Below are 20,261 nucleotides of genomic sequence, written 5' to 3'. Positions count from 1 at the left end.
ACCGAAAATGCGTCGATGTCAAGCCGAAGGGCGTACAGGGCCGTCCGGGTGGCCGAGAGACGATCAGCTCAGCGGGTACGCGGCGGTAGGGCCAGCCTGGTATGTGATGCTGACCGGAATGAGTGAGCCGACCGAATCCCGCCAGCAGCGGGCCGCCCGTCGGGCCGGGGAGTTTCCGCCCGCGCCCGAGCCGTTGCCGCTGCCCGTGCTGGACAGCCACACCCACCTCGACATCACCGTCACCGAGGCCGGCGTGCCCGGCGTGCCCGTCGCCACCGATCCCGGCGTGTCCGTCGCCACCGATCCCGGCGTCGACCCGGTTCTTGCGTTGATCGACGCGGCGGCCGTGGCTGGCGTCGACCGGCTGGTCCAGGTCGGTGTCGACGTGCCGTCGTCACGGTGGGGGGCCGAGGCGGCCCGCCGCTATCCGGCCGTCCTCGCCGCCGTTGCCCTACACCCCAACGACGCCCCGCGCCTGGACGACCTCGACGGCGCGTTGCGGGAGATCGAGGCGCTCGCCGGGCAGGAGCGGGTACGCGGCATCGGCGAGACCGGGTTGGACTTCTTCCGCACCGGCGACGAGGGGCGGGCGGCGCAGGAGGAGAGTTTCCGCGCCCACATCGCCATCGCCAAGCGGTACGACAAGGCGCTGATCATCCACGACCGGGACGCGCACGCCGAGGTGTTGCGGGTGCTCGACTCCGAGGGGGCGCCCCGAACCGTGGTGCTGCACTGCTTCTCCGGCGACGAGGAGTTCGCGGTCGAGTGTGTACGGCGCGGCTATGTACTGAGTTTCGCCGGTACGGTCAGCTTCGGCAGCGCCGGCGCGTTGCGTGCTGCGGCGAAGGTGACGCCGCTGGACCAGATGCTGGTGGAGACCGATGCCCCGTACCTGACTCCGATGCCGTACCGGGGGCGGCCGAACGCGTCGTACCTGATTCCGCTGACCGTCCGCACCCTTGCCGAGGCGACCGGTACGGACCTGGAGAAGCTCTGCGCCGCCATCTCCGCCACCGGCGACCGCGTCTTCGGCCCCTGGTAAGGAAGGGCCCCTTGTTATCGCTTTCGGTATAGGAAGGGCCCCTTCCTAACGTCACTCACTCCCGCGCCGGGGCGGCGGCGAGGCGCGGGTGGGGGTGGGGGTGGGAGATCAGGGGCGGCGGGCGGGAACCCGACCGGCGCGCCGGATGCCACGGGCCGACCGGGGCCGGGGGAGGGTCGTGCCGTCGTCGAGGGCGGTGGCGCTACCGCTGGGCCCGATCTCGACGTCCGGGGCCGGGTGTGCGGGCTCGGCGTGGTCGAAGCGCCGGGCCGCCCACGGAGTGAGGACAAAGCCGCGCTTGACGGTGAGCAGTTCGACCCCGGCGGCCCAGGACCGTACGCCGTCGATCCGGGCCAGTGTCCGGGTGGTGAAGTCGAGTACGTCGGCGTGGGCCGGCAGAATCACCTCGCACATCAGCGATTCCTGGCCGAGGGTCGCGGCGACGTAGCGCACACCCGGCAGCGCGGCGAGTTCCCGGGCCACGGCGTCCAACCGGGACGGGGCGACCGAGAGCCAGAAGAGCAGCTCTGCCTTGAACCCGAGGGCCGCCGCCGGAACCAGGGTGATCACCTGTACGCAGCCGGTGCCGTACAGCGCCTCGAACCGTCGCCGTACGGTGCTCTCGCTGATCCCCAACCCGAGGGCGACGGCGTGGAAGCTCGCCCGCCCGTCGTCGCGGAGCGCCCGTACGATCCGCTCGTCGACCTTGTCCAGATGGTCCGGTGGACAGTCGTGCACCGGTGGAGTGGCGGGCGCGGTGACGTCGTCGAGCAGTTGGCGACTCCACTCGTGGTCGGACTTGTACGTGTGCAGCAACAGGTCGGCGACGGTGCCGCGTACCCCGGGGATGCGCTGCACCCCGGTGAGCACACTGTGCATGCTGGTCCCGGGGGTGACCAGCACCTCGGCGACGAGGTCGTGCGCCCCGGTCACCACGGCGACGAACCGTACCTCCGGCCGGGCCGCCAACGCCCGCGCGGTCGGGAGCTGCTCGCCCGGTACGCAGTGGACCCGGACGATCAGCAGGTCGGCCGGTCCGCCCCCGGGTTGTGGTGCGACGGCCACCCGAACCAGACCGTCGGCGATCAGCTGTTGGGCCCGGCGGGCCACGGTGGTCACCGACGTTCCGATCAGTGCGGCGATCTCGGTCCAACTCGCCCGGCCGTTGGCCTGGAGGGCGGCGACTATGCGACGGTCGGTCGGATCGAGGTCGTACGGGCCGGTCGCCATCACGCGGGCGCGACAGTCGACGGGGTCCCGGCAGTCCACGTCGCGGTCGTCGAGCCACGCGGGGCGGGCGTCATCGAGTTCGGTCGGTCCACGGTGACCAGCGTGGAGTACGGATCGCCGGTCAGCAACGGTGACATGTCACGTTTTCACCAATTTAGTGGCGAAAGCGGAGTTGTACGCCACCGTACCGGGCGTGCCGGCCGCAGGCCGGATCCGGCCCCGTAGGCTCTGGCCTCATGACCGGACTCCTCGGCCCGGCGGAGATCCGGGAACTGGCCGCCCGACTCGGCGTCGCGCCGACCAAGAAACTGGGCCAGAACTTCGTCCACGACCCGAACACGGTCCGCCGGATCGTCGCCGCCGCCGCACTCGCCCCGGCCGACGTGGCCCTGGAAGTCGGCCCCGGGCTGGGCTCACTCACCCTCGGGCTGCTCGCCGCGGCCGGGCACGTGCACGTCGTGGAGATCGACCCGACGCTCGCCGCCGCGCTGCCCGCGACCGTCGCCGAACGGGCTCCGGAAGCCGCCGGGCGGCTCACCGTGCACCACGCCGACGCGTTGCGGATCACCGCCGCCGAACTGGGTCAACCGGCACCGACCGCGCTGGTCGCGAACCTGCCGTACAACGTGGCCGTGCCGGTGGTGCTGCACCTCCTAGCCGAACTGCCCAGTCTCCGTACCGGACTGGTCATGGTGCAGAAGGAGGTCGCCGACCGGCTCGTCGCTGGCCCCGGCTCCAAGACGTACGGCATCCCGTCGGTCAAACTCGCCTGGTACGCCAACGCGCGCGGCGCCGGCAAGGTCCCACCGAATGTCTTCTGGCCGGTGCCGAACGTCGACTCCGGGCTGGTCGCCTTCACCCGTCGCGAACCGCCCCGCGCCGACGTACCCCGCAGACAGGTCTTCGCCGTCGTCGACGCCGCCTTCGCCCAGCGTCGCAAGACCCTGCGCGCCGCGCTCGCCGGCTGGGCCGGTGGCGCGGCCCGCGCCGAAACGTTGCTCGACGCGGCAGGTGTCGACCCCGGCGCGCGGGGCGAATCGCTCACCGTGGAGCAGTTCGCCGCCATCGCCGCGTCGGCCCAGCCCGCTCCGGACCCTGCCGAGTAGGCTGTCGCCGTGCTCGTAACCAGGCCCGTGTCGCCCCCACGCCACCTCGCCGCAGCGGCGGCGTCCCGGGTCCCGGGCCGTGCCCGATGACCGAGGCATGGCGGCCGGACGATGACGACGAGCGGGCCCGGCGCGGCGCGAGCGGCCCGGTCAAGGTACGCGTCCCGGCAAAGATCAACCTGCATCTCGGAGTGGGCCCGCTGCGGCCCGACGGCTACCACGAACTGAACACGATCTACCACGCCATCGCGCTGCACGACGAGCTGACCGCCCGACGTGGCGACACCCTCACCCTCACCATGGAGGGCGAAGGCACCGGCGAACTGGCCCTGGACGAGGAGAACCTGGTCATCCGGGCCGCCCGCGCCCTCGCCGAACACGTCGGCGTACCCGCGCACGCCCGGCTACACCTGCGCAAGCAGATCCCGCTCGCCGCCGGACTCGCCGGTGGCAGCGCCGACGCCGCCGCCGCCCTCGTCGCCTGCGACACCCTCTGGGGCACCAACCTCTCCCGCGACCAACTCGCCCTGATCGCCGCCGACCTCGGCTCCGACGTCCCGTTCCTGCTCTACGGCGGCACCGCGCTCGGCACCGGACGCGGCGAGGCGGTCAGCCCCGTACTGGCCCGACCCACCACCTGGCACTGGGTGGTCGCGGTCGCCGACGGCGGCATCTCCACCCCGGTCGCCTTCCGTGAACTGGACCGGCTGCGCGCCGACGGCGCCGCCCCGCCCCCACTGACCGCCGCCGAAGGGTTGCTCGCCGCGCTGCGCCAACGTGACCCGGCCGTACTCGCCGCGAACCTCGGCAACGACCTACAGGCCGCCGCCCTGTCACTGCGACCCGCCCTGGCCGCCACCCTGAAGGCCGGCGAGGCCGCCGGTGCACTCGCCGGCATGGTCTCCGGCTCCGGCCCCACCTGCGTCTTCCTCGCCGCCGACGGCCCCAGCGCCAACCGGATCGCCGTCGAACTGGAAGCCGCCGGTGTCTGCCGGGCCGCCCGCACCGCCACCGGTGCCGTCCCCGGCGCCCGGGTGATCTGACCGGCCGACGGGTACGCCACCCGCGTAGGCTTGGACTACTCCAGGCGTCCTCCCGTGCCGGTCGACCGGCACCCGGGGCGCCTTTGATCATGGAAGGTGGGCTCGTGGCCAACATCGTCAACCTGGACCGGGTGTCCAAGGGCTATGGCGCGGCCGGGCAACTGCTCACCGACGTGTCCCTCGGCCTCGACGACGCAGACCGGATCGGTGTCGTCGGGCTCAACGGGGCCGGCAAGTCGACCCTGCTCCGACTCCTCACCAAGCTCGAAGAACCGGACAACGGGCGGGTGACGCACCGTCGCGACCTGCGGGTCGCCTGGCTACCCCAGACCCTCAAGCTCGACGCCGAGGCGACCGTACGGGACGTGGTGCTCGGCACCGCCTGGCTGGACCAGAGCATGGGCGCCGAGCACGAGTGGGCCGGCGACGCCGGAGTCCGGGCCATCCTCGACGGACTCGGCATGCCGTACCTCGGGCTCGACCAGCCGGTCGGACCGATGTCCGGCGGCGAACGGCGCCGGGTCGCGCTCGCCGCCCTCCTGGTCCGCACCGCCGACCTGCTCATTCTCGACGAGCCGACCAACCACCTCGACGTGGCCGGCGTCGACTGGCTCGCCCGGCACCTGGTCAACCGTAGGGGCGCCCTCGTCGTTGTCACCCACGACCGCTGGTTCCTCGACGCCGTCTGCACCACCACCTGGGAGGTCGGCGACCAGACCGTACGGGCCTACGCGGGCGGCTTCGCCGCCTGGACGCTCGCCCGGGTGGAGCGGGAACGGGTCGCCGCCGCGACCGAGGCACGCCGACAGAACCTGCTCCGCAAGGAGATCGCCTGGCTGCGCCGGGGACCGCCGGCGCGGACCTCCAAGCCCCAGTTCCGAATCGACGCCGCCAACGCGCTGATCGCCGACGTACCGCCGCCGCGCGACACCATGTCGCTGCAACGGCTGGCCACCTCACGGCTCGGCAAGCAGGTGTACGACCTGGAGGACGTCACCCTCAAGGCGGGCCCGAAGCTGATCCTGGACGACCTGACCTGGCAGGTCGGCCCCGGCGACCGGATCGCCATCGTCGGCGCCAACGGGGCCGGCAAGACCACGCTGCTGCGCCTGCTCGCCGGGGTACGCGAACCCGAGGCGGGACGGCTCAACATCGGCTCGACCGTACGCCCGGCGTTCCTCTCCCAGGAACTCTCCGAGCTTCCCAACCAACTGCGGGTGCTGGAAGCGGTCGAGGAGGTGGCCCGCCGCGTCGTCCTCGGCGACCGGGAACTGGCCGCCTCCCAACTCGCCGAGGTGTTCGGCTTCGACGACCGTCGACTTTGGACCCCGGTCGGTGACCTCTCCGGTGGTGAACGCCGCCGGTTGCAGATGCTGCGACTGCTCGCCGCCGAACCGAACGTGCTCCTCTTCGACGAACCCACCAACGACCTGGACACCGACACCCTGGCCGCGTTGGAGGACCTGCTCGACTCCTGGCCCGGCACGGTCATCGTGGCCAGCCACGACCGGTACCTGATCGAACGGGTCACCGACGTGGTCTACGGCATGTTCGGCGACGGGCGGCTGGTCCACCTGCCCGGCGGCATCGACGAATACCTCTCCCGCGCCGGTGCCGGTCAGGGTCGCACCGCCACCACCGGCGCGTCGGCGGTCGCCCCCTCGCCCCAGGAGACCGGGCGTGGTGGGACGGACGACGGCGCCGCCCCGCTCAGCGCCGCGGAGGTACGGCTGGCCAAGAAGGAACTGAGCAAGCTTGAGCGGCAGATCGCCAAGCTGGATCAGCGGGAGTCCGCGCTGCACGACCAGATGGCCGAACACGCCACCGACTACGCGAAGGTCGCCGAACTGGACAACCAACTGCGCGCGGTACGGGCCGAACGGGAGCAGACCGAGGAAACCTGGCTGGCCCTCGCCGAGCAGGTGCCGGGGACCTGAGAACCGGTTCCGGACCGGGCAGCGGAACCCAGCGCTGGCCGGTCCGGTCGGCTCGCGGCCGGGCGTGTGCGGCGTCACACCGCCGCATGCGGGACAATCGTTGACGACCCTCACCGGAACGGCGTTGGAGAGTTACGACTATGGCCCACAACCCCGTCAACCACCCCGCGCGTCCGGTCTACCGCGCGATCGGCGGACTGACCGGCCTCTACCTGGTCATCTTCGGTGTCCTCGGGCTCATCGAGACCAGCGGCAGCGAACTGTTCGTCCAGGACCAGGCCACCACCGTGCTCGGCCAGGGGACCAACCTCGGCCACTCGGCGCTCGCCGTGGTGCTCGGCGCGCTCGTCCTGATCGGCACCGGCATCGGCCGTAACGTCGACGCCACGGTCAACAAGTGGTTCGGCTACCTGCTGATGCTGGTGTCGCTGGCCGGCCTCGCGGTCATCCGGACCGACGCCAACTACCTCAACTTCACGGTCGCCGGTGTCATGGTGACCATGCTCCTCGGCCTGGTGCTGCTGATGGCCGGCATGTACGGCCGGGTCGGCTCCGAGGACGAGGCGCGGGCCTGGCGGGACGGGCGCCTGGTGCTCTGAGCGGGCTGGCGCCGGGTGACGGGCCGGTACCGAACGGCCCTGATCCGCGTTCCCCGGAAACGCCTCCCCGATCTGGGTGACAATTCGGAAGAATCGTCACCGGTACGGGAGGAGAGGTCGATGGCTCACATCCCCATCAACCACCCGGCGCGCCCGCTCTACCGGGTCCTCTCCGGGCTCGTCGGACTCTACATCCTGATCTTCGGGATCTTCGGCCTCGTCGAGACCTCCGGCGACTCACTCTTCGGCCGCGACGACGTGTACGCCCTCGGACTTCGTACCAACCTGGCCTTCTCACTGGTATCGGTGCTCTTCGGCATCGTTATCCTGATCGGCGCATCCCTACGCGGCAACCTCGGCCACTTCATGAACCTCACCGCAGGGGTGGTCTTCCTCGTCGTCGGAATCGTCATGCTGACCGTGCTCCAGACCGACGCGAACATCCTCAACTTCTCCGTTGCCACGGTCGTGGTGTCAATGATCTTCGGCCTGGTGACGTTCGCCACCGGCCTCTACGACAAGGTCGGCCCACCGGAGCGCGCCGAAGCAGAACGGCACTACCGCCGCACCGCGTCGACCGACCCCGCCGGCTGACCCGCACCGCACCCGCACCGCACCCGCCCCGGCCGGACCGGGCCAAGCCGGGCCAGGGTCAACGGCCCCGGCGGGTCAACAACGTCGGCTTCGCCTCCAGATGCGAAAGCCCGTGCCAGGCCAGGTTGACCAGATGCGCGGCCACCGTCTCCTTGCGCGGCTTGCGCACCTCCAGCCACCAGCGCCCGGTCAACGCCACCATCCCCACCAGCGCCTGCGCGTACAACTCGGCCAGCTTCGGGTCGTAGCCACGACTCTTGAACTCCGCCCCCAGGATGTGCTCCACCTGGTGCGCCACGTCGTTGAGCACGCTGCTGAAATTGCCCGTCGCCGACATCACCGGCGACTCCCGGACCAACACCCGGAAACCGCTGGTCTCCTCCTCGATGTAGCTGAGCAGCGCCAACGCCGCCTGCTCCAGCAACTCCCGCGGATGACCAGCCGTCAGCGCGGCCGCCACCCGGTCGAGCAGGGCCCGGACCTCCCGGTCGACAACGACCGCGTAGAGACCTTCCTTGCCGCCGAAATGCTCGTAGACCACCGGTTTGGAGACCTTCGCACGGGACGCCACCTCCTCGATGGAGGTGGCGTCAAAACCGCGCTCGGCGAAGATCTGTCGCCCGATGGAGATCAGTTGTTCGCGGCGTTGCGCCGCAGACATCCGTACCCGGGAATTTGGCTTGGTCGGCGCCGTCGGCGGTCGCCCCCGCCCGTTGCCCCCGCTCGTGCTCGGGCTCTCTGTCACCCGGCCATCCTGCCAGGTGACGCCACCCGCAACGCGCTCCGGCGCGACCTGATCACTGCGGTGCGGCCGGTTTCACCAGTTTCGCCGCGATCCGTTCCGGCTTCGGCCACCGTACGTCGAACGCCGCACCGGCCTTCTCGAAGGCCCAGATCACCCGCGCGGAGATGTCCACCTGACCGCGCAGCACCCCGTGCCGGGCGCAGGTCGGGTCGGCGTGGTGCAGGTTGTGCCAGCTCTCACCGAAGGAGAGAATCGCCAGCGGCCAGAAGTTCGACGCCTTGTCGCCCTGGCGCACCTCGAACGGGCGCTCGCCGTAGACGTGGCAGACCGAGTTGATCGACCAGGTCACGTGGTGCAGCAGCCCGACCCGGACCAGCCCGGCCCAGAAGAACGCGGTCAGCGCCCCCTGCCAGGACCAGGTCACCAGACCGCCGACCGCCGCCGGTGCCAGCAACGAAATGCTCACGAGCAGCGGGAAGAGTCGGTCGACCCGACTGATGTCCTTGTCCGCCAACAGGTCCGGGGCGAACCGCGCCCGGTTGGAGAGCTCGCGGTGGAACAGCCAGCCCATGTGGGCGAAGAAGAGACCCTTGGTCAGTCCCCACACGCTCTCACCGAACCGCCACGGCGAGTGCGGGTCGCCCTCGACGTCGGAGAAGGCATGGTGGCGCCGGTGGTCGGCCACCCACTGGGTGATGTTGCCCTGGACCGCGAACGAACCCGCCACCGCGAGGGTCACGCGCAGCCACCGCTTCGCCTTGAACGAGCCGTGGGTGAAGTAGCGGTGGAAGCCGACCGTGATGCCGAGCCCGGCGACCACGTACCAGACCCCGCCGATCGCGAGGTCGGTCCAGGTCAGCCAGCCGCCCCAGGCCACCGGGACGGCGGCGACGAGGGCGATGAAGGGCACGATCACGAAGGACCAGAGGGCGATCAGAATGCCCACCGGCTGCTTGCCTTCGGTGAGCGGCTTGGGACCTCTGTCGGCGGTTTCGGCGGTCGGTTCGGTCAGGGTGGTCGACATGGCACCTCGATGAGTGGGACGGGGGATGAGATCACGAAGTTACGCCTACGTCACCGTAACTTACGGCACCGTAAGTCGCCATGGGTGAGTTCTGGGAGTTCCCTATGAGCTCTCGACGAAACGCGTCGTACGCCCGTTCTAATCTGCTGGTCGTGACCGACGAACTCGCCACCGAGGCCCGACGGCTGCGCGCCGTCGAGGGCCTTTCCGTGGGCCAGATCCGGGCCCGCCTCGGCATCGGCAAAGACCGGCTGTACGAGCTGCTGCGCGGCGTCCCGGCTCCCGAGTGGACCCGGCGCCCGAACGCCAAGGACGAGGTGCGCGCCCGCGCATTGCGGCTGAGGGAGGAGGGCTGGTCGGTCACTGAGATCGCCACCGAACTCGGCGTCGCCAAGTCGACCGCCTATCAGTGGGTCAAGCACCTGCCCCTCGATCCCGACTCGCCCCGGGCGCGGCAGCGCCAGGCGGAGGCTGGCGCCCTGCGTGCCAGCAAGGCGGAAGAGCGGCGGGACGCGGCGGCCGTACGCGAGGAGGCGCTGCGCCAGCGGGCGGAGGCCTGGACGGGGAACCTCGACCTGCGTGAACTGATGCTGCTCGGCGCGATCATGTACTGGTGTGAGGGGGCGAAGAGCAAACCACACCGCAAGCAGTACGAACTGGCGTTCGTGAACAGCGATCCCCGCCTGGTGGAGCTCTTTCTTCGCTTTGTCGAGGCGACCGGGCGGACGCGTGACGAGTTGCGATATCGCCTCAGCATCCACGAGACAGCGGATGTTGGGGCGGCGGGGCGGTGGTGGGCTGAGCGCTTGGGAATCGAACTGGAGTCGTTCCGACCGGCTCAGATCAAGAGACACAAGCCAACTACCAACCGACTCAACACGGGTCCTGACTACCACGGTTGTCTGGTGGTTCGGGTGCCTCGCGCACGCGATCTATATGTATGGATCGAAGGTGTCGTCGCCGGTACCATCGCCCGTGTGGCGCCCGCTGGCTTCACCTCGGCGGCGCCCACGGGTTAGGCTGAGCGCAGCACGATCGGCCGTGGTGTAATTGGCAACACGTCGCCCTTTGGAGGCGATTTTCTAGGTTCGAGTCCTAGCGGCCGAGCTGTACTTCTAAGTCCGATTTGTTCGGTACGGGGGAACCTGGCGACCGGTCAGCGGTGCGCGGTTAGCATGGGGCCGCAGACTGCCAACCGCTCTGACGGGAGCTTCTCGTGTCCCAGCCCCGCGTCCGCACCATCGTCGTTCTCGCCGCTGGCGAGGGCAAGCGGATGAAGTCGGCACTGCCCAAGGTTCTGCACCCGCTGCTCGGCCGTACCCTGCTCGGCCACGTGCTGGCGGCGTCCGCGCCGCTCGCCGCGGACCACACCCTGGTCGTGGTCGGGCACGGTGCCGAGCAGGTCACCGCACACCTCGCCGAGGTGGCGCCCGACGCCAGCCCGGTCCTCCAGGCCGAGCAGCGCGGCACCGGCCACGCCGTACGCATCGCGCTCGATGCGGCACCCGACCAGACCGGCACCGTGATCGTGATCAACGGTGACGCGCCGCTGCTCCGGCCCGAGACCGTCGCCGCGCTGGTCGAGGCGCACGAGGCGGCGGGGGCCGCGGCGACCGTGCTCGCCGCCGAGGTCGCGGACCCGACCGGACTGGGACGGATCGTCCGTGACGAGGCTGGGCGGCTGGAGCAGATCGTCGAGGAGCGCGACGCGACCCCCGCCCAGCGGGCCCTCCGCGAGATCAACGCCGGCATCTACGCCTTTGACGCCTCCCGCCTGCGGGACACGCTCGGCAAGCTCTCCACCGACAACGACCAGGGCGAGGAGTACCTGACCGACGTCTTCGGCCTGCTCGTGGCGACTGGTGAGCCGGTGGTCGTGCACGTGGCGCCGGACGCCACCGAGACTCTCGGCTGCAATGACCGGGTCGAACTGGCCAACCTCCGGGCGTTGCTGCGCGACCGGGTGAACACCGGTTGGATGCGGGCCGGGGTGACACTGCTCGACCCGGCGACCACCTGGATCGACGTCACCGTCACGCTTGAGCGGGACGCGGTGGTGGACCAGAACACGCAGTTGCGCGGAGTGACGACGGTGGCGGCCGGGGCGGTCGTCGGGCCGGACGTCACCCTGATCGACACCGGCGTCGGCGCCGACGCGACGGTGCTGCGTAGCCACGCGGTCAGCGCGGAGATCGGTCCCCGGGCGAGCGTGGGGCCGTACGCCTACCTGCGTCCGGCCGCTCGACTTGCCGAACAGGCCAAGGTGGGTACGTTCGTAGAGGTGAAGAACTCCGAGGTTGGGGCCGGTGCGAAGGTGCCGCACCTGTCGTACGTGGGTGACGCCACGATCGGGGCCAGGGCCAACATCGGCGCGGCGACGATCTTCGTCAACTACGACGGGGTGGCGAAGCACCGCACCACGGTCGGCGAGGCCGCCTTCGTCGGTTGTGACACCACCCTGATGGCCCCGGTCGAGGTGGGGCCGGGGGCGTACGTGGCGGCGGGTAGCGCGATCGACAAGGACGTGCCGGCGGGGGCGCTCGGTGTGGCCCGGGGCAGGCAGCGCAACATCGATGGTTGGGTGGCCCGACGGCGGGCTGGTACCCGCTCGGCGGAGGCTGCGGAACGTGCCCTGGAGCGGGCGGCTGGTGGCCAGGCCGGGGCGACGGAAAACGCACCCTCGGGGGGCGGCGGCGCAAGCCAGGGTGAGGCAACCCACGTGACGGCCGATGCAGGTGGCCTCGGTCTCGCCAAGGGAGATACTGCAACCGAATAGTCCCTGGTCCACTGCCGGGAACCACCGATTAACGGGAGCAGACGAGCCGATGGGCAGCATCGTCGCCGAAAACCGCAAGAGCCTGATGCTCTTCTCCGGGCGGGGCTTCCCGGAGTTGGCGAAGGAGATCGGCGAGGTACTGGGGGTGGCGCCGACGCCCTCTGACTCGTACGAGTTCGCCAACGGTGAGATCTTTGTACGGTTCAAGGAGTCGGTGCGTGGTTCGGACGCGTTTGTCGTCCAGTCCGTGACGCACGGCGTGAACCGCTGGGTGATGGAAACCCTGATCATGGTCGACGCGTTGAAGCGTGGTTCGGCGAAGCGGATCACCGTGGTGTTGCCGTTCTACCCGTACGCCCGGCAGGACAAGAAGCACCGGGGGCGGGAGCCGATCTCGGCCCGGCTGGTGGCGGACCTGTTGAAGACGGCGGGCGCGAACCGCATTCTCACCGTCGACCTGCACACCGCGCAGATCCAGGGTTTCTTCGACGGGCCGGTGGATCACCTGTTCGCGATGGACATCCTGGCCGAGTACGTCGAGCGCCAGTACGCCGGCCGGCCGATGACGGTGGTCGCGCCGGACTCGGGGCGGGTCCGGGTGGCGGAGCGGTGGACCGACCGGCTGGGCGGTTGCCCGTTGGCGTTCATCCACAAGACCCGTGATCCGTTGAAGCCGAACCAGGTGGTGGCGAACCGGGTGGTCGGTGACGTGGAGGACCGGGTCTGCCTGATCGTCGACGACATGATCGACACTGGTGGCACGATCCGCAAGGCAGCGGACATCCTGTACGAGTCGGGTGCTTCGGATGTGATCGTCGCGTCGACCCACGCGTTGCTTTCCGATCCGGCGATCGAGCGGTTGAAGAACAGCCGGATCAGCGAGGTGATCGTGACCAATACGCTGCCGTTGCCGCCGGAGAAGCACCTGGACAAGATCACCGTGTTGTCGATCGCGCCGTTGCTGGCGCGGGCGATCCGGGAGGTCTTCGACGACGGGTCCGTGACCACGCTCTTTGGCGGACTGAGCTGAGGTCGTTTTTGGTGGGCGCTGGCGCCGCGGAGCGGGGCCAGCGCGATTACCAGGGGTACCGGCTGAATGCTTCGTCGAACCTCGGGTAGAATAGTGCGGTTGCCACGGCGAGGGTGCCCAGCGGGCCGCTGACAGAAGCGCCGCACGGAGGGCCCGTCATCGACGCGGTGCTCCGGGGAGTGCTCTGCACGCAGAGCCCCAGCGAGCCCCTCGCCCCAGCACCGCCAGCCGACGTTCCGCCGTAGCGACGATATCAGGAGTTTCCCCGTGTCCGAGGTAAAGATCAGCGCCGAGCCCCGTACCGAGTTCGGCAAGGGTGGTGCCCGTCGTACCCGTCGGGCCGGCAAGGTGCCAGCCGTGCTGTATGGCCACGGCGAGGCCCCCAAGCACATCGCGCTCCCGGCGCGTGAGTTCGCCGCGGCGATCCGTCGTGGCGGCGCGAACCAGCTCTTCGCGATCGAGGTGAGCGACGGCACCCAGGCGCTCGCCCTGCCGAAGGCGATCCAGCGGGACCCGATCAAGGACACCTTCGAGCACATCGACCTGCTCCTGGTTCGCCGGGGCGAGAAGGTCACCGTCGACATCGCGGTGCAGCTCACCGGTGAGGCGGCTGCCGACACGCTGGTCATGCACGAGCACGACACCCTCTCGGTGAGTGCCGACGCGACCCGGCTGCCGGAGAACCTTGAGGTCTCGATCGAGGGCCTGGAGGTCGGCACGCAGATCACCGCTGGCGACGTGAAGCTGCCGCAGGGCGTGGAGCTGGTAGCGGACCCGGCTTCGGTGCTCGTGGTGATCACCGCCGCCCCGACCGCCGAGCAGCTTGAGGCCGAGGGCGCCGGGGTCGTCGAGGAGGCGCCGGCCGAGGAGGCCGAGGAGGCTGCCGAGGGCGAGGAAGCCGCCGAGGGCGAGGAGACCGCCGAGGCTGCCGAGGGCGAGACCGCCGAGGCTTCGGCGCAAGCCTGATCGATGTTGTGACGCAGGCGCCCCCGACCGGTTCGGGGGCGCCTGTTGGCATATCACTGGGCGTGTGGGGAGACGGGTGTGGCGGACGAGGCGTTTCCGTGGCTGCTGGTCGGGCTGGGCAACCCCGGTCGGGAGTACGCCGGCAACCGGCACAATGTCGGGTTCATGGTCGTCGATCTGCTGGCAGCCCGGGTGGGGGCGAAGTTCGGCCGGCACAAGCGGGCGGTGGCGGATGTCGCCGAGGGACGGCTCGGGTTCGGTGGGCCGAAGCTGGTGTTGGTGAAGCCGTTGACGTACATGAACCTCTCGGGTGGTCCGGTGGCGGCGTTGGCCCAGTTCTACAAGGTGCCGCCGGCGCAGGTGATCGCGGTGCACGACGAGCTGGACATCCCGTACGGGCAGTTGCGGGCGAAGTGTGGTGGCGGCGAGGGCGGCCACAACGGGCTGCGTTCGATGTCGAAGTCGCTGGGGACGAAGGAGTACGTCCGGGTCCGGTTCGGGATCGGCCGGCCGCCGGGGCGGCAGGATCCGGCGGATTACGTGCTCGCGGATTTCTCGTCGACCGAGCGCAAGGACTTGGAGTTTCAGGTGGACCGGGCCGCCGACGCGGTGGAGTCGGTGATCCTGCGAGGGCTGGAGTGGACGCAAAACGCGTACCACAGCGCCTGATCTGGTCGGGCCGGCGGTAAGGTGCCGGCAGGGCCGGGGAGGCGGATTCCGTCGGTTGAGGAGGCGGTCAGTGATCGTTCGTGGTGCGGCGGTTCCGGCCGTCCCGACCCCTGGAGCCCGCTGATGGGTGCCCCACCGGTGATCGACGGAGCGTTCGCCCGCTGGTTGGCGGCCCGGGCCGGGGACGCGTTGATGGAGTTGCGGGCCGAGATGGGGCACGCCGATCCGGGTGCGCTCAAGGCGGCGGGGGACAAGATCTCGCACGATCTGCTCCGTACCGAGTTGGCCCGTTGGCGTCCGGCGGATGCGGTGCTCTCGGAGGAGGACGAGGGGGCACGCCAGGCATGGGCGGCCGATCTGGGGCCGTCGGCGCCGCCGAGGTTCGCCGCCGACCGGGTGTGGATCATCGATCCGTTGGACGGGACGCGGGAGTTCTCCGAGGAGGGGCGCTCCGACTGGGCGGTGCACGTGGCGCTCTGGGCGCGCACGGCGACGACCGCGCACGGGCTGGTCGGTGGGGCGGTGGCGTTGCCGGCGCAGCACCGGGTGCTCGGTACGGACCATCCGCCGGCGTACCCGCCGATGACGTTGTTGGCCGCGACGGCGCCGGGGGGCCGGACGATCCGGTTGGCGGCGAGTCGGAGCCGGCCGCCGGCGTTCCTGACCGAGTTGGCCGACGAGGTCGGTGCGGAGTTGGTGCCGATGGGGTCGGCCGGCGCGAAGATCGCGGCGGTGATCAGCGGTGACGTCGACGCGTACGTGCACGCCGGTGGCCAGTACGAGTGGGATTCGGCCGCGCCGGTGGCTGTGGCGACGGCCACTGGACTGCACGCTTCCCGAATCGATGGTTCTGCGCTGCAATACAACGGGCCTGATCCCCGGTTGCCGGATCTGGTGGTATGCCGTAAAGATCTTGCTACCCGGTTGCTCGCAGCGTTGCGGAGGCATCTCCGGGTAGCCTAGGCCCGATATCGGGAGTTGACCGACCGGAAAGGTCTGGAATGCCCATGAGCAGCCGATCCAGCGGGCGTGCGAGATGAGCGGCACGGCGGCGTACCGGGTGTCGCATCTGGACGCCCTGGAAGCCGAGAGCATCTTCGTGATGCGTGAGGTGGTCGCCGAACTGGAACGCCCGGTCCTGCTCTTCTCCGGGGGCAAGGACTCGATCGTGATGCTCCGGCTGGCCCAGAAGGCGTTCGCGCCGGCCCGGATCCCGTTCCCGGTGATGCACGTCGACACCGGGCACAACTTCGCCGAGGTGCTCGCGTACCGCGACGCGCGGGTGACCGAACTCGGCCTGCAACTCGTGGTCGCAAGCGTGCCCGAGGCCCTGGAAGCGGGTCTGGTCCGTGAGTCGGCCGACGGGATGCGTAACCGGATTCAGACCCCGGTGTTGCTGGCTGCCGTGGAGAAGTACCGGTTCGACGCGCTTTTCGGCGGCGCACGCAGGGACGAGGAGAAGGCTCGGGCCAAGGAGCGGGTGTTCAGCTTCCGGGACGACTTCGGCCAGTGGGATCCGAAGAACCAGCGGCCGGAGCTGTGGTCGCTGTACAACGGTCGGCACCACCCGGGCGAGTCGATCCGGGTCTTCCCGTTGTCGAACTGGACCGAGCTGGATATCTGGCACTACATCGCCCGCGAGCGGTTGGCGTTGCCGTCGATCTACTACGCGCACGAGCGGCTGGTGATCGAGCGGGACGGGATGCTGTACGCGGTGAACGAGTTCATTCGGCCGAGGGGCGCGGAGGAACCGTTCAAGGCCCAGGTGCGTTACCGCACGGTCGGCGACGCGTCGTGCACGGCGGCGGTCCGCTCCGACGCCGACACGGTGGAACTGGTCATCGAGGAGGTCGCCGCGACCCGGATCACCGAGCGTGGGGCGACCCGGGGCGATGACCGGGTGAGCGAGGCCGCCATGGAAGACCGCAAACGGGAAGGCTACTTCTGATGAGCACGACTGCGGTCCCGTCGGTGGAGAGCGCGGCCCCGGAGGGGCGGGCCATGGACCTGCTGCGGTTTGCCACCGCGGGCAGCGTCGACGACGGCAAGTCGACCCTGATCGGCCGGCTGCTCTACGACACGAAGTCCCTCTTCACCGACCAGTTGGCGGCGGTGGAGGCGGTGTCCGCCGCCCGGGGCGACGAATACACCAATCTGGCGTTGCTGACCGACGGGCTACGGGCCGAGCGTGAACAGGGCATCACGATCGACGTGGCGTACCGGTACTTCGCCACCCCGAGGCGGAAGTTCATCATCGCCGACACTCCCGGGCACATCCAGTACACCCGGAACATGGTCACCGGCGCCTCCACCGCAGACCTGGCGTTGATCCTGGTCGACGCCAGGAAAGGGCTGGTCGAGCAGTCCCGGCGGCATGCGTTCCTCTGCTCCCTGCTGCGGGTGCCGCACCTGGTCCTCTGCGTGAACAAGATGGATCTGGTCGACTGGTCGCAGGAGGTGTTCGAGCGGATCTCGGACGAGTTCACCGCCTTCGCCGCGAAACTCGAGGTGCCGGACCTGACCGTGGTGCCGATCTCCGCCCTGCACGGCGACAACATCGTCACCCGTTCCGAACACACCCCGTGGTACGAGGGCCCGTCGCTGCTGCACCACCTCGAACGGGTCCACATCGCCTCGGACCGGAACCTGGTCGACGTACGTTTCCCGGTGCAGTACGTGATCCGGCCGCAGTCGACCACCATCACCGACTACCGGGGCTACGCGGGGCAGGTCGCCTCCGGCGTACTGAAGCCGGGCGACGAGGTGATGGTGCTTCCGTCCGGGTTCACCTCCCGGATCGCCGCCATCGAGACGGCGGACGGCCCGGTCGCCGAGGCGTTCCCACCGATGTCGGTCACGGTCCGGCTGACCGACGAGATCGACATCTCCCGGGGTGACCTGATCTGCCGGCCGAACAACGCGCCGGCGGTCGCCCAGGACATCGAGGCGATGATCTGTTGGATGGACGAGAGCCAACCGCTGCGTCCGGGCGCGAAGTACGCCATCAAGCACACCACCCGGTCGGCCCGTACGGTCGTCCGTGGGCTGCACTATCGACTCGACGTGAACTCGTTGCACCGCGACGAGACCGCCAGCGAATTCGGACTCAACGAGATCGGCCGGGTCCGGCTCCGGACCACCGTGCCGCTCCTCGCCGACGAGTACCGGCGCAACCGCACCACGGGCGGTTTCATCCTGATCGACGAGACCACCAACCGTACGGTCGCCGCCGGGATGATCGTCGACACCGCCTGACCCACGCGTTAAGAAGGGCCCCTTCCTATACGAAAAACGATAGGAGGGGGCCCTTCCTTACCCCTCAGGGGAGGCGGTGGGCACCGGGGGTGGGGAGCACCGGCCACGAGTGGGGGGCGGTGAAGCCCCGTTCGGCGTACGCGTCCGCGACGGCGGTCGCGACCGCCTCCACCCGGTCGGTGTCGACCAGGGCCAGTACGCAGCCGCCGAAGCCGCCGCCGGTCATCCGGGCGCCATACGCCCCGGCGGCGAGCGCCGCCTCGACCGCGACGTCCACCTCCGCCACCGTGATCTCGAAGTCGTCCCGCATGGAGACGTGCGAGGCGGTCAGGAGCGGACCGATCTCGCGTACCCGACCGGCGCGTAGCAGCTCGACCGTGTCCAGCACCCGCTGGTTCTCGGTGACGATGTGCCGTACCCGCCGCTGGATCATCGGGTCGTCGAGCCGGGCGAGGGCGGCGTCCAGCCCGTCGATCGGTACGTCCCGCAGCGCCGGTACGCCGAGTGCCCGCGCCCCCTCCTCGCACGCCGCGCGGCGGGCCCGGTACTCGCCGGTCACGTGCTGGTGCGGCGCCCGACTGTCCACCACGAGGATGGTCAGCCCGGCCGAGTCGAGGTCGAACGGGATCTGCTCGACCGCGAGCGAGCGGCAGTCGAGGAAGAGCGCGTGCCCGCCCTGGCAGCGGATCGACGCCGACTGGTCCATGATCCCGGAGGGGATGCCGACGTAGCGGTTCTCCGCCCGTTGCGCCAGCCCCGGCCGGTCGTCCACCGGCAGGTCCAGCCCGCCGAGGTCGGCCAGGGCGGTGAGTACCGCCGACTCCAGCGCCGCGGAGGAGGAGAGACCGGCCCCGAGCGGTACGTCGGAGGCGATCGCCATCCGCGCCCCCGGTACGTCGAACCCGGCGTCGCGCAGTGCCCAGACGGTGCCGGCGACGTACGCGCCCCAGCCCTTGACCCGGCCCGGCTCGCTGACATCGTCGAGGTCGAACTCGATCCGTTCGCCGGACTGCTCCGACCAGACCGTCCAGCCGGGTTCTCCGGTGGTGGCGGCGGCGACCACGGTCTGTTGCGGCAGGGCGAACGGCAGCACGAAGCCGTCGTTGTAGTCGGTGTGCTCCCCGATCAGGTTCACCCGGCCCGGGGCGGCCCATCGGCCGGCGGGTGGTTCACCGTACTCGGAGGTGTAGCCGGCGGTGGCGCGGGCGGGGATGTCCGCGGCGCTGCCGGGCTGGTCGGGCTGGCTCATTCGGTTTTCTCCGGAAGGATGTGTTGGCGGTAGAAGCTCCAGGCGTCGCCGACCATGTCGGCGAGGGTGGGCTTGGCCGGCACCCAGCCGAGTTCGGTCCGGGCCCGGTCCGAGGAGGCGACAAGTGCGGCCGGGTCACCCTCGCGGCGCGGCGCCATCTCCACCGGCAGCGGGTGGCCGGTCACCTCGCGGACGACCTCGACCACCTGACGGTTGGAGAAGCCGTTGCCGTTGCCGAGGTTGTAGATCCGGTGCTCGCCCGGGGTGGCCGCGCCGAGCGCGAGCAGGTGGGCGCGGGCCAGGTCCTCGATGTGGATGTAGTCGCGTACGCAGGTGCCGTCGGCGGTCGGGTAGTCGTCGCCGAAGAGCTGCAACTTCTCCCGACGGCCGGCGGCGACCTCCAACGCGATCGGGATCAGGTGGCTCTCCGGGTCGTGCCGCTCGCCGAGCTGCCGTTCGGGTCGGATGTACGCGCCGGCGACGTTGAAGTAGCGCAGCGAGACCGCGCCGAGTTGGTGGGCGATCGCCTCGGAGGTGAGGGCCATGTCGACCGCGAGCTTGGTGGCGCCGTACGTGTTGGTCGGGGCCTTGACCGCGTTCTCGGTGATCGGCAGCTCGGTCGGGTTGCCGTAGACGGCGGCGGTGGAGGAGAAGACGAACCGGGGTACGCCGGCGGCGCGTACCGCGTCGATCAGCGCGAGCGAGCCGACGGTGTTGTTCTCCCAGTAGATCTCCGGCCGGGTCATCGACTCGCCGGCGGCGATCAGCGCCGCGAAGTGCAGCACCCCGTCGAAGCCCGCGTCCGGGGTGAGCACCTGGGCGGCGTCGTGGATCCGGGCCTGGACGAAGGTCGCCTCGGGGGCGAGCGCCTCGACGTGGCCGGTACGCAGGTCGTCCAGGATGACCACCTGGTGTCCGGCGTCGATCAGGAGCCGGGTGACGATGCTGCCGATGTAGCCGGCGCCACCGGTGACGAGCAGTTTCACGTGGTTGCCC

At 70.1% G+C, this 20,261-nt stretch carries 19 protein-coding genes and 1 tRNA gene; 15 read left to right on the top strand and 5 right to left on the bottom strand.

The annotated features are described in order from the left end of the window. Positions 1-106: 106 nt before the first annotated feature. Positions 107-1,042, top strand: coding sequence for a TatD family hydrolase (locus ACIBF5_RS14295; protein WP_396811562.1), 936 nt, complete (start codon positions 107-109; stop codon positions 1,040-1,042). A 108-nt stretch (positions 1,043-1,150) separates the two neighbouring features. On the opposite strand, the gene ACIBF5_RS14290 is transcribed toward ACIBF5_RS14295, so the two are convergent. Further along, positions 1,151-2,311 carry an Lrp/AsnC family transcriptional regulator gene (locus ACIBF5_RS14290; RefSeq protein ID WP_396811560.1) on the bottom strand — a complete coding sequence of 387 codons (1,161 nt, stop codon included), beginning with the start codon at positions 2,309-2,311 and terminating at the stop codon, positions 1,151-1,153. A 197-nt stretch (positions 2,312-2,508) separates the two neighbouring features. Here ACIBF5_RS14290 and rsmA point away from each other — a divergent pair, with 197 nt between their 5' ends. The 5 genes from rsmA to ACIBF5_RS14265 all read left to right on the top strand — a co-directional run bounded on the left by rsmA (position 2,509) and on the right by ACIBF5_RS14265 (position 7,551). Continuing rightward, a complete protein-coding gene (gene rsmA, locus ACIBF5_RS14285) occupies positions 2,509-3,378 on the top strand; it encodes a 16S rRNA (adenine(1518)-N(6)/adenine(1519)-N(6))-dimethyltransferase RsmA (RefSeq protein ID WP_396811558.1) in 870 nt (289 codons plus the stop codon). Positions 3,379-3,464: 86 nt separating this feature from the next. Continuing rightward, the gene (locus ACIBF5_RS14280; protein WP_396811556.1) at positions 3,465-4,421 is read left to right on the top strand and encodes a 4-(cytidine 5'-diphospho)-2-C-methyl-D-erythritol kinase; all 957 of its coding nucleotides are present in this window, start codon (positions 3,465-3,467) and stop codon (positions 4,419-4,421) included. Positions 4,422-4,525: 104 nt separating this feature from the next. After that, positions 4,526-6,358 carry an ABC-F family ATP-binding cassette domain-containing protein gene (locus tag ACIBF5_RS14275; protein WP_396811554.1) on the top strand — a complete coding sequence of 611 codons (1,833 nt, stop codon included), beginning with the start codon at positions 4,526-4,528 and terminating at the stop codon, positions 6,356-6,358. A gap of 140 nt (positions 6,359-6,498) precedes the next feature. After that, complete coding sequence (locus ACIBF5_RS14270) at positions 6,499-6,957, top strand: DUF4383 domain-containing protein (RefSeq protein WP_396811552.1); 459 nt, start codon at positions 6,499-6,501, stop codon at positions 6,955-6,957. A gap of 120 nt (positions 6,958-7,077) precedes the next feature. After that, positions 7,078-7,551 carry a DUF4383 domain-containing protein gene (locus ACIBF5_RS14265; protein ID WP_396811550.1) on the top strand — a complete coding sequence of 158 codons (474 nt, stop codon included), beginning with the start codon at positions 7,078-7,080 and terminating at the stop codon, positions 7,549-7,551. Positions 7,552-7,609: 58 nt separating this feature from the next. On the opposite strand, the gene ACIBF5_RS14260 is transcribed toward ACIBF5_RS14265, so the two are convergent. Both ACIBF5_RS14260 and ACIBF5_RS14255 read right to left on the bottom strand, forming a co-directional pair. After that, a complete protein-coding gene (locus ACIBF5_RS14260; protein ID WP_396811548.1) occupies positions 7,610-8,296 on the bottom strand; it encodes a TetR family transcriptional regulator in 687 nt (228 codons plus the stop codon). Positions 8,297-8,348: 52 nt separating this feature from the next. Continuing rightward, on the bottom strand, positions 8,349-9,320 hold the full coding sequence (locus ACIBF5_RS14255; protein ID WP_396811546.1) for an acyl-CoA desaturase: 972 nt from the start codon (positions 9,318-9,320) through the stop codon (positions 8,349-8,351). A gap of 152 nt (positions 9,321-9,472) precedes the next feature. Between ACIBF5_RS14255 and ACIBF5_RS14250 the strand changes: the two genes are divergently transcribed. The 9 genes from ACIBF5_RS14250 (at position 9,473) to ACIBF5_RS14210 (ending at position 18,016) form a co-directional block, all read left to right on the top strand. Beyond that, entirely contained in the window at positions 9,473-10,339 is an 867-nt protein-coding gene (locus tag ACIBF5_RS14250; RefSeq protein WP_396811545.1) for a helix-turn-helix domain-containing protein, read from the top strand. A 16-nt stretch (positions 10,340-10,355) separates the two neighbouring features. Then, positions 10,356-10,427 (top strand) — tRNA-Gln (locus ACIBF5_RS14245). A 109-nt stretch (positions 10,428-10,536) separates the two neighbouring features. Then, positions 10,537-12,096 (top strand): bifunctional UDP-N-acetylglucosamine diphosphorylase/glucosamine-1-phosphate N-acetyltransferase GlmU, encoded by a 1,560-nt coding sequence (glmU, locus tag ACIBF5_RS14240; protein WP_396811543.1) that lies wholly within the window; start codon positions 10,537-10,539, stop codon positions 12,094-12,096. A gap of 49 nt (positions 12,097-12,145) precedes the next feature. Next, entirely contained in the window at positions 12,146-13,126 is a 981-nt protein-coding gene (locus ACIBF5_RS14235) for a ribose-phosphate diphosphokinase (protein WP_396811541.1), read from the top strand. A gap of 267 nt (positions 13,127-13,393) precedes the next feature. Then, a complete protein-coding gene (locus ACIBF5_RS14230; protein ID WP_396811539.1) occupies positions 13,394-14,092 on the top strand; it encodes a 50S ribosomal protein L25/general stress protein Ctc in 699 nt (232 codons plus the stop codon). Between the two features lie 78 nt (positions 14,093-14,170). Beyond that, positions 14,171-14,761 (top strand): aminoacyl-tRNA hydrolase, encoded by a 591-nt coding sequence (gene pth / locus ACIBF5_RS14225; protein ID WP_396811537.1) that lies wholly within the window; start codon positions 14,171-14,173, stop codon positions 14,759-14,761. Positions 14,762-14,884: 123 nt separating this feature from the next. Beyond that, positions 14,885-15,724: an inositol monophosphatase family protein gene (locus ACIBF5_RS14220; RefSeq protein WP_396811535.1), complete on the top strand. Its 840-nt coding sequence runs from the start codon at positions 14,885-14,887 to the stop codon at positions 15,722-15,724. A 73-nt stretch (positions 15,725-15,797) separates the two neighbouring features. Next, positions 15,798-16,709: a sulfate adenylyltransferase subunit CysD gene (gene cysD / locus ACIBF5_RS14215; RefSeq protein WP_396811533.1), complete on the top strand. Its 912-nt coding sequence runs from the start codon at positions 15,798-15,800 to the stop codon at positions 16,707-16,709. Continuing rightward, positions 16,709-18,016 (top strand): sulfate adenylyltransferase subunit 1, encoded by a 1,308-nt coding sequence (locus ACIBF5_RS14210; protein ID WP_396811531.1) that lies wholly within the window; start codon positions 16,709-16,711, stop codon positions 18,014-18,016. The genes cysD and ACIBF5_RS14210 overlap by 1 nt, the downstream gene beginning before the upstream one ends. Positions 18,017-18,080: 64 nt before the next feature. Here the strand turns inward: ACIBF5_RS14210 and galK are convergent, their stop codons facing one another. Together galK and galE are read right to left on the bottom strand one after the other, a co-directional pair. Then, positions 18,081-19,265, bottom strand: a complete 1,185-nt coding sequence (gene galK, locus ACIBF5_RS14205; protein ID WP_396811529.1) for a galactokinase — start codon at positions 19,263-19,265, stop codon at positions 18,081-18,083. Continuing rightward, a complete protein-coding gene (gene galE, locus ACIBF5_RS14200) occupies positions 19,262-20,251 on the bottom strand; it encodes a UDP-glucose 4-epimerase GalE (protein WP_396811527.1) in 990 nt (329 codons plus the stop codon). The genes galK and galE overlap by 4 nt, the downstream gene beginning before the upstream one ends. Between the last annotated feature and the right edge of the window lie 10 nt (positions 20,252-20,261).

Origin of the sequence: Micromonospora sp. NPDC050417 (assembly GCF_044458865.1) — a bacterium.
Lineage (GTDB): Bacteria > Actinomycetota > Actinomycetes > Mycobacteriales > Micromonosporaceae > Micromonospora_G.
This window is presented reverse-complemented; position numbering and strand designations above follow the sequence as displayed.

Coding starts and splice junctions, on each gene's coding strand:
- ACIBF5_RS14295 (WP_396811562.1), top strand. CDS start 107: ATGCTGACCGGAATGAGTGAGCCGACCGAATCCCGCCAGCAGCGGGCC.
- ACIBF5_RS14210 (WP_396811531.1), top strand. CDS start 16,709: ATGAGCACGACTGCGGTCCCGTCGGTGGAGAGCGCGGCCCCGGAGGGG.
- ACIBF5_RS14280 (WP_396811556.1), top strand. CDS start 3,465: ATGACCGAGGCATGGCGGCCGGACGATGACGACGAGCGGGCCCGGCGC.
- cysD (WP_396811533.1), top strand. CDS start 15,798: ATGAGCGGCACGGCGGCGTACCGGGTGTCGCATCTGGACGCCCTGGAA.
- galK (WP_396811529.1), bottom strand. CDS start 19,265: ATGAGCCAGCCCGACCAGCCCGGCAGCGCCGCGGACATCCCCGCCCGC.
- ACIBF5_RS14235 (WP_396811541.1), top strand. CDS start 12,146: ATGGGCAGCATCGTCGCCGAAAACCGCAAGAGCCTGATGCTCTTCTCC.
- ACIBF5_RS14255 (WP_396811546.1), bottom strand. CDS start 9,320: ATGTCGACCACCCTGACCGAACCGACCGCCGAAACCGCCGACAGAGGT.
- ACIBF5_RS14270 (WP_396811552.1), top strand. CDS start 6,499: ATGGCCCACAACCCCGTCAACCACCCCGCGCGTCCGGTCTACCGCGCG.
- ACIBF5_RS14265 (WP_396811550.1), top strand. CDS start 7,078: ATGGCTCACATCCCCATCAACCACCCGGCGCGCCCGCTCTACCGGGTC.
- rsmA (WP_396811558.1), top strand. CDS start 2,509: ATGACCGGACTCCTCGGCCCGGCGGAGATCCGGGAACTGGCCGCCCGA.
- ACIBF5_RS14220 (WP_396811535.1), top strand. CDS start 14,885: ATGGGTGCCCCACCGGTGATCGACGGAGCGTTCGCCCGCTGGTTGGCG.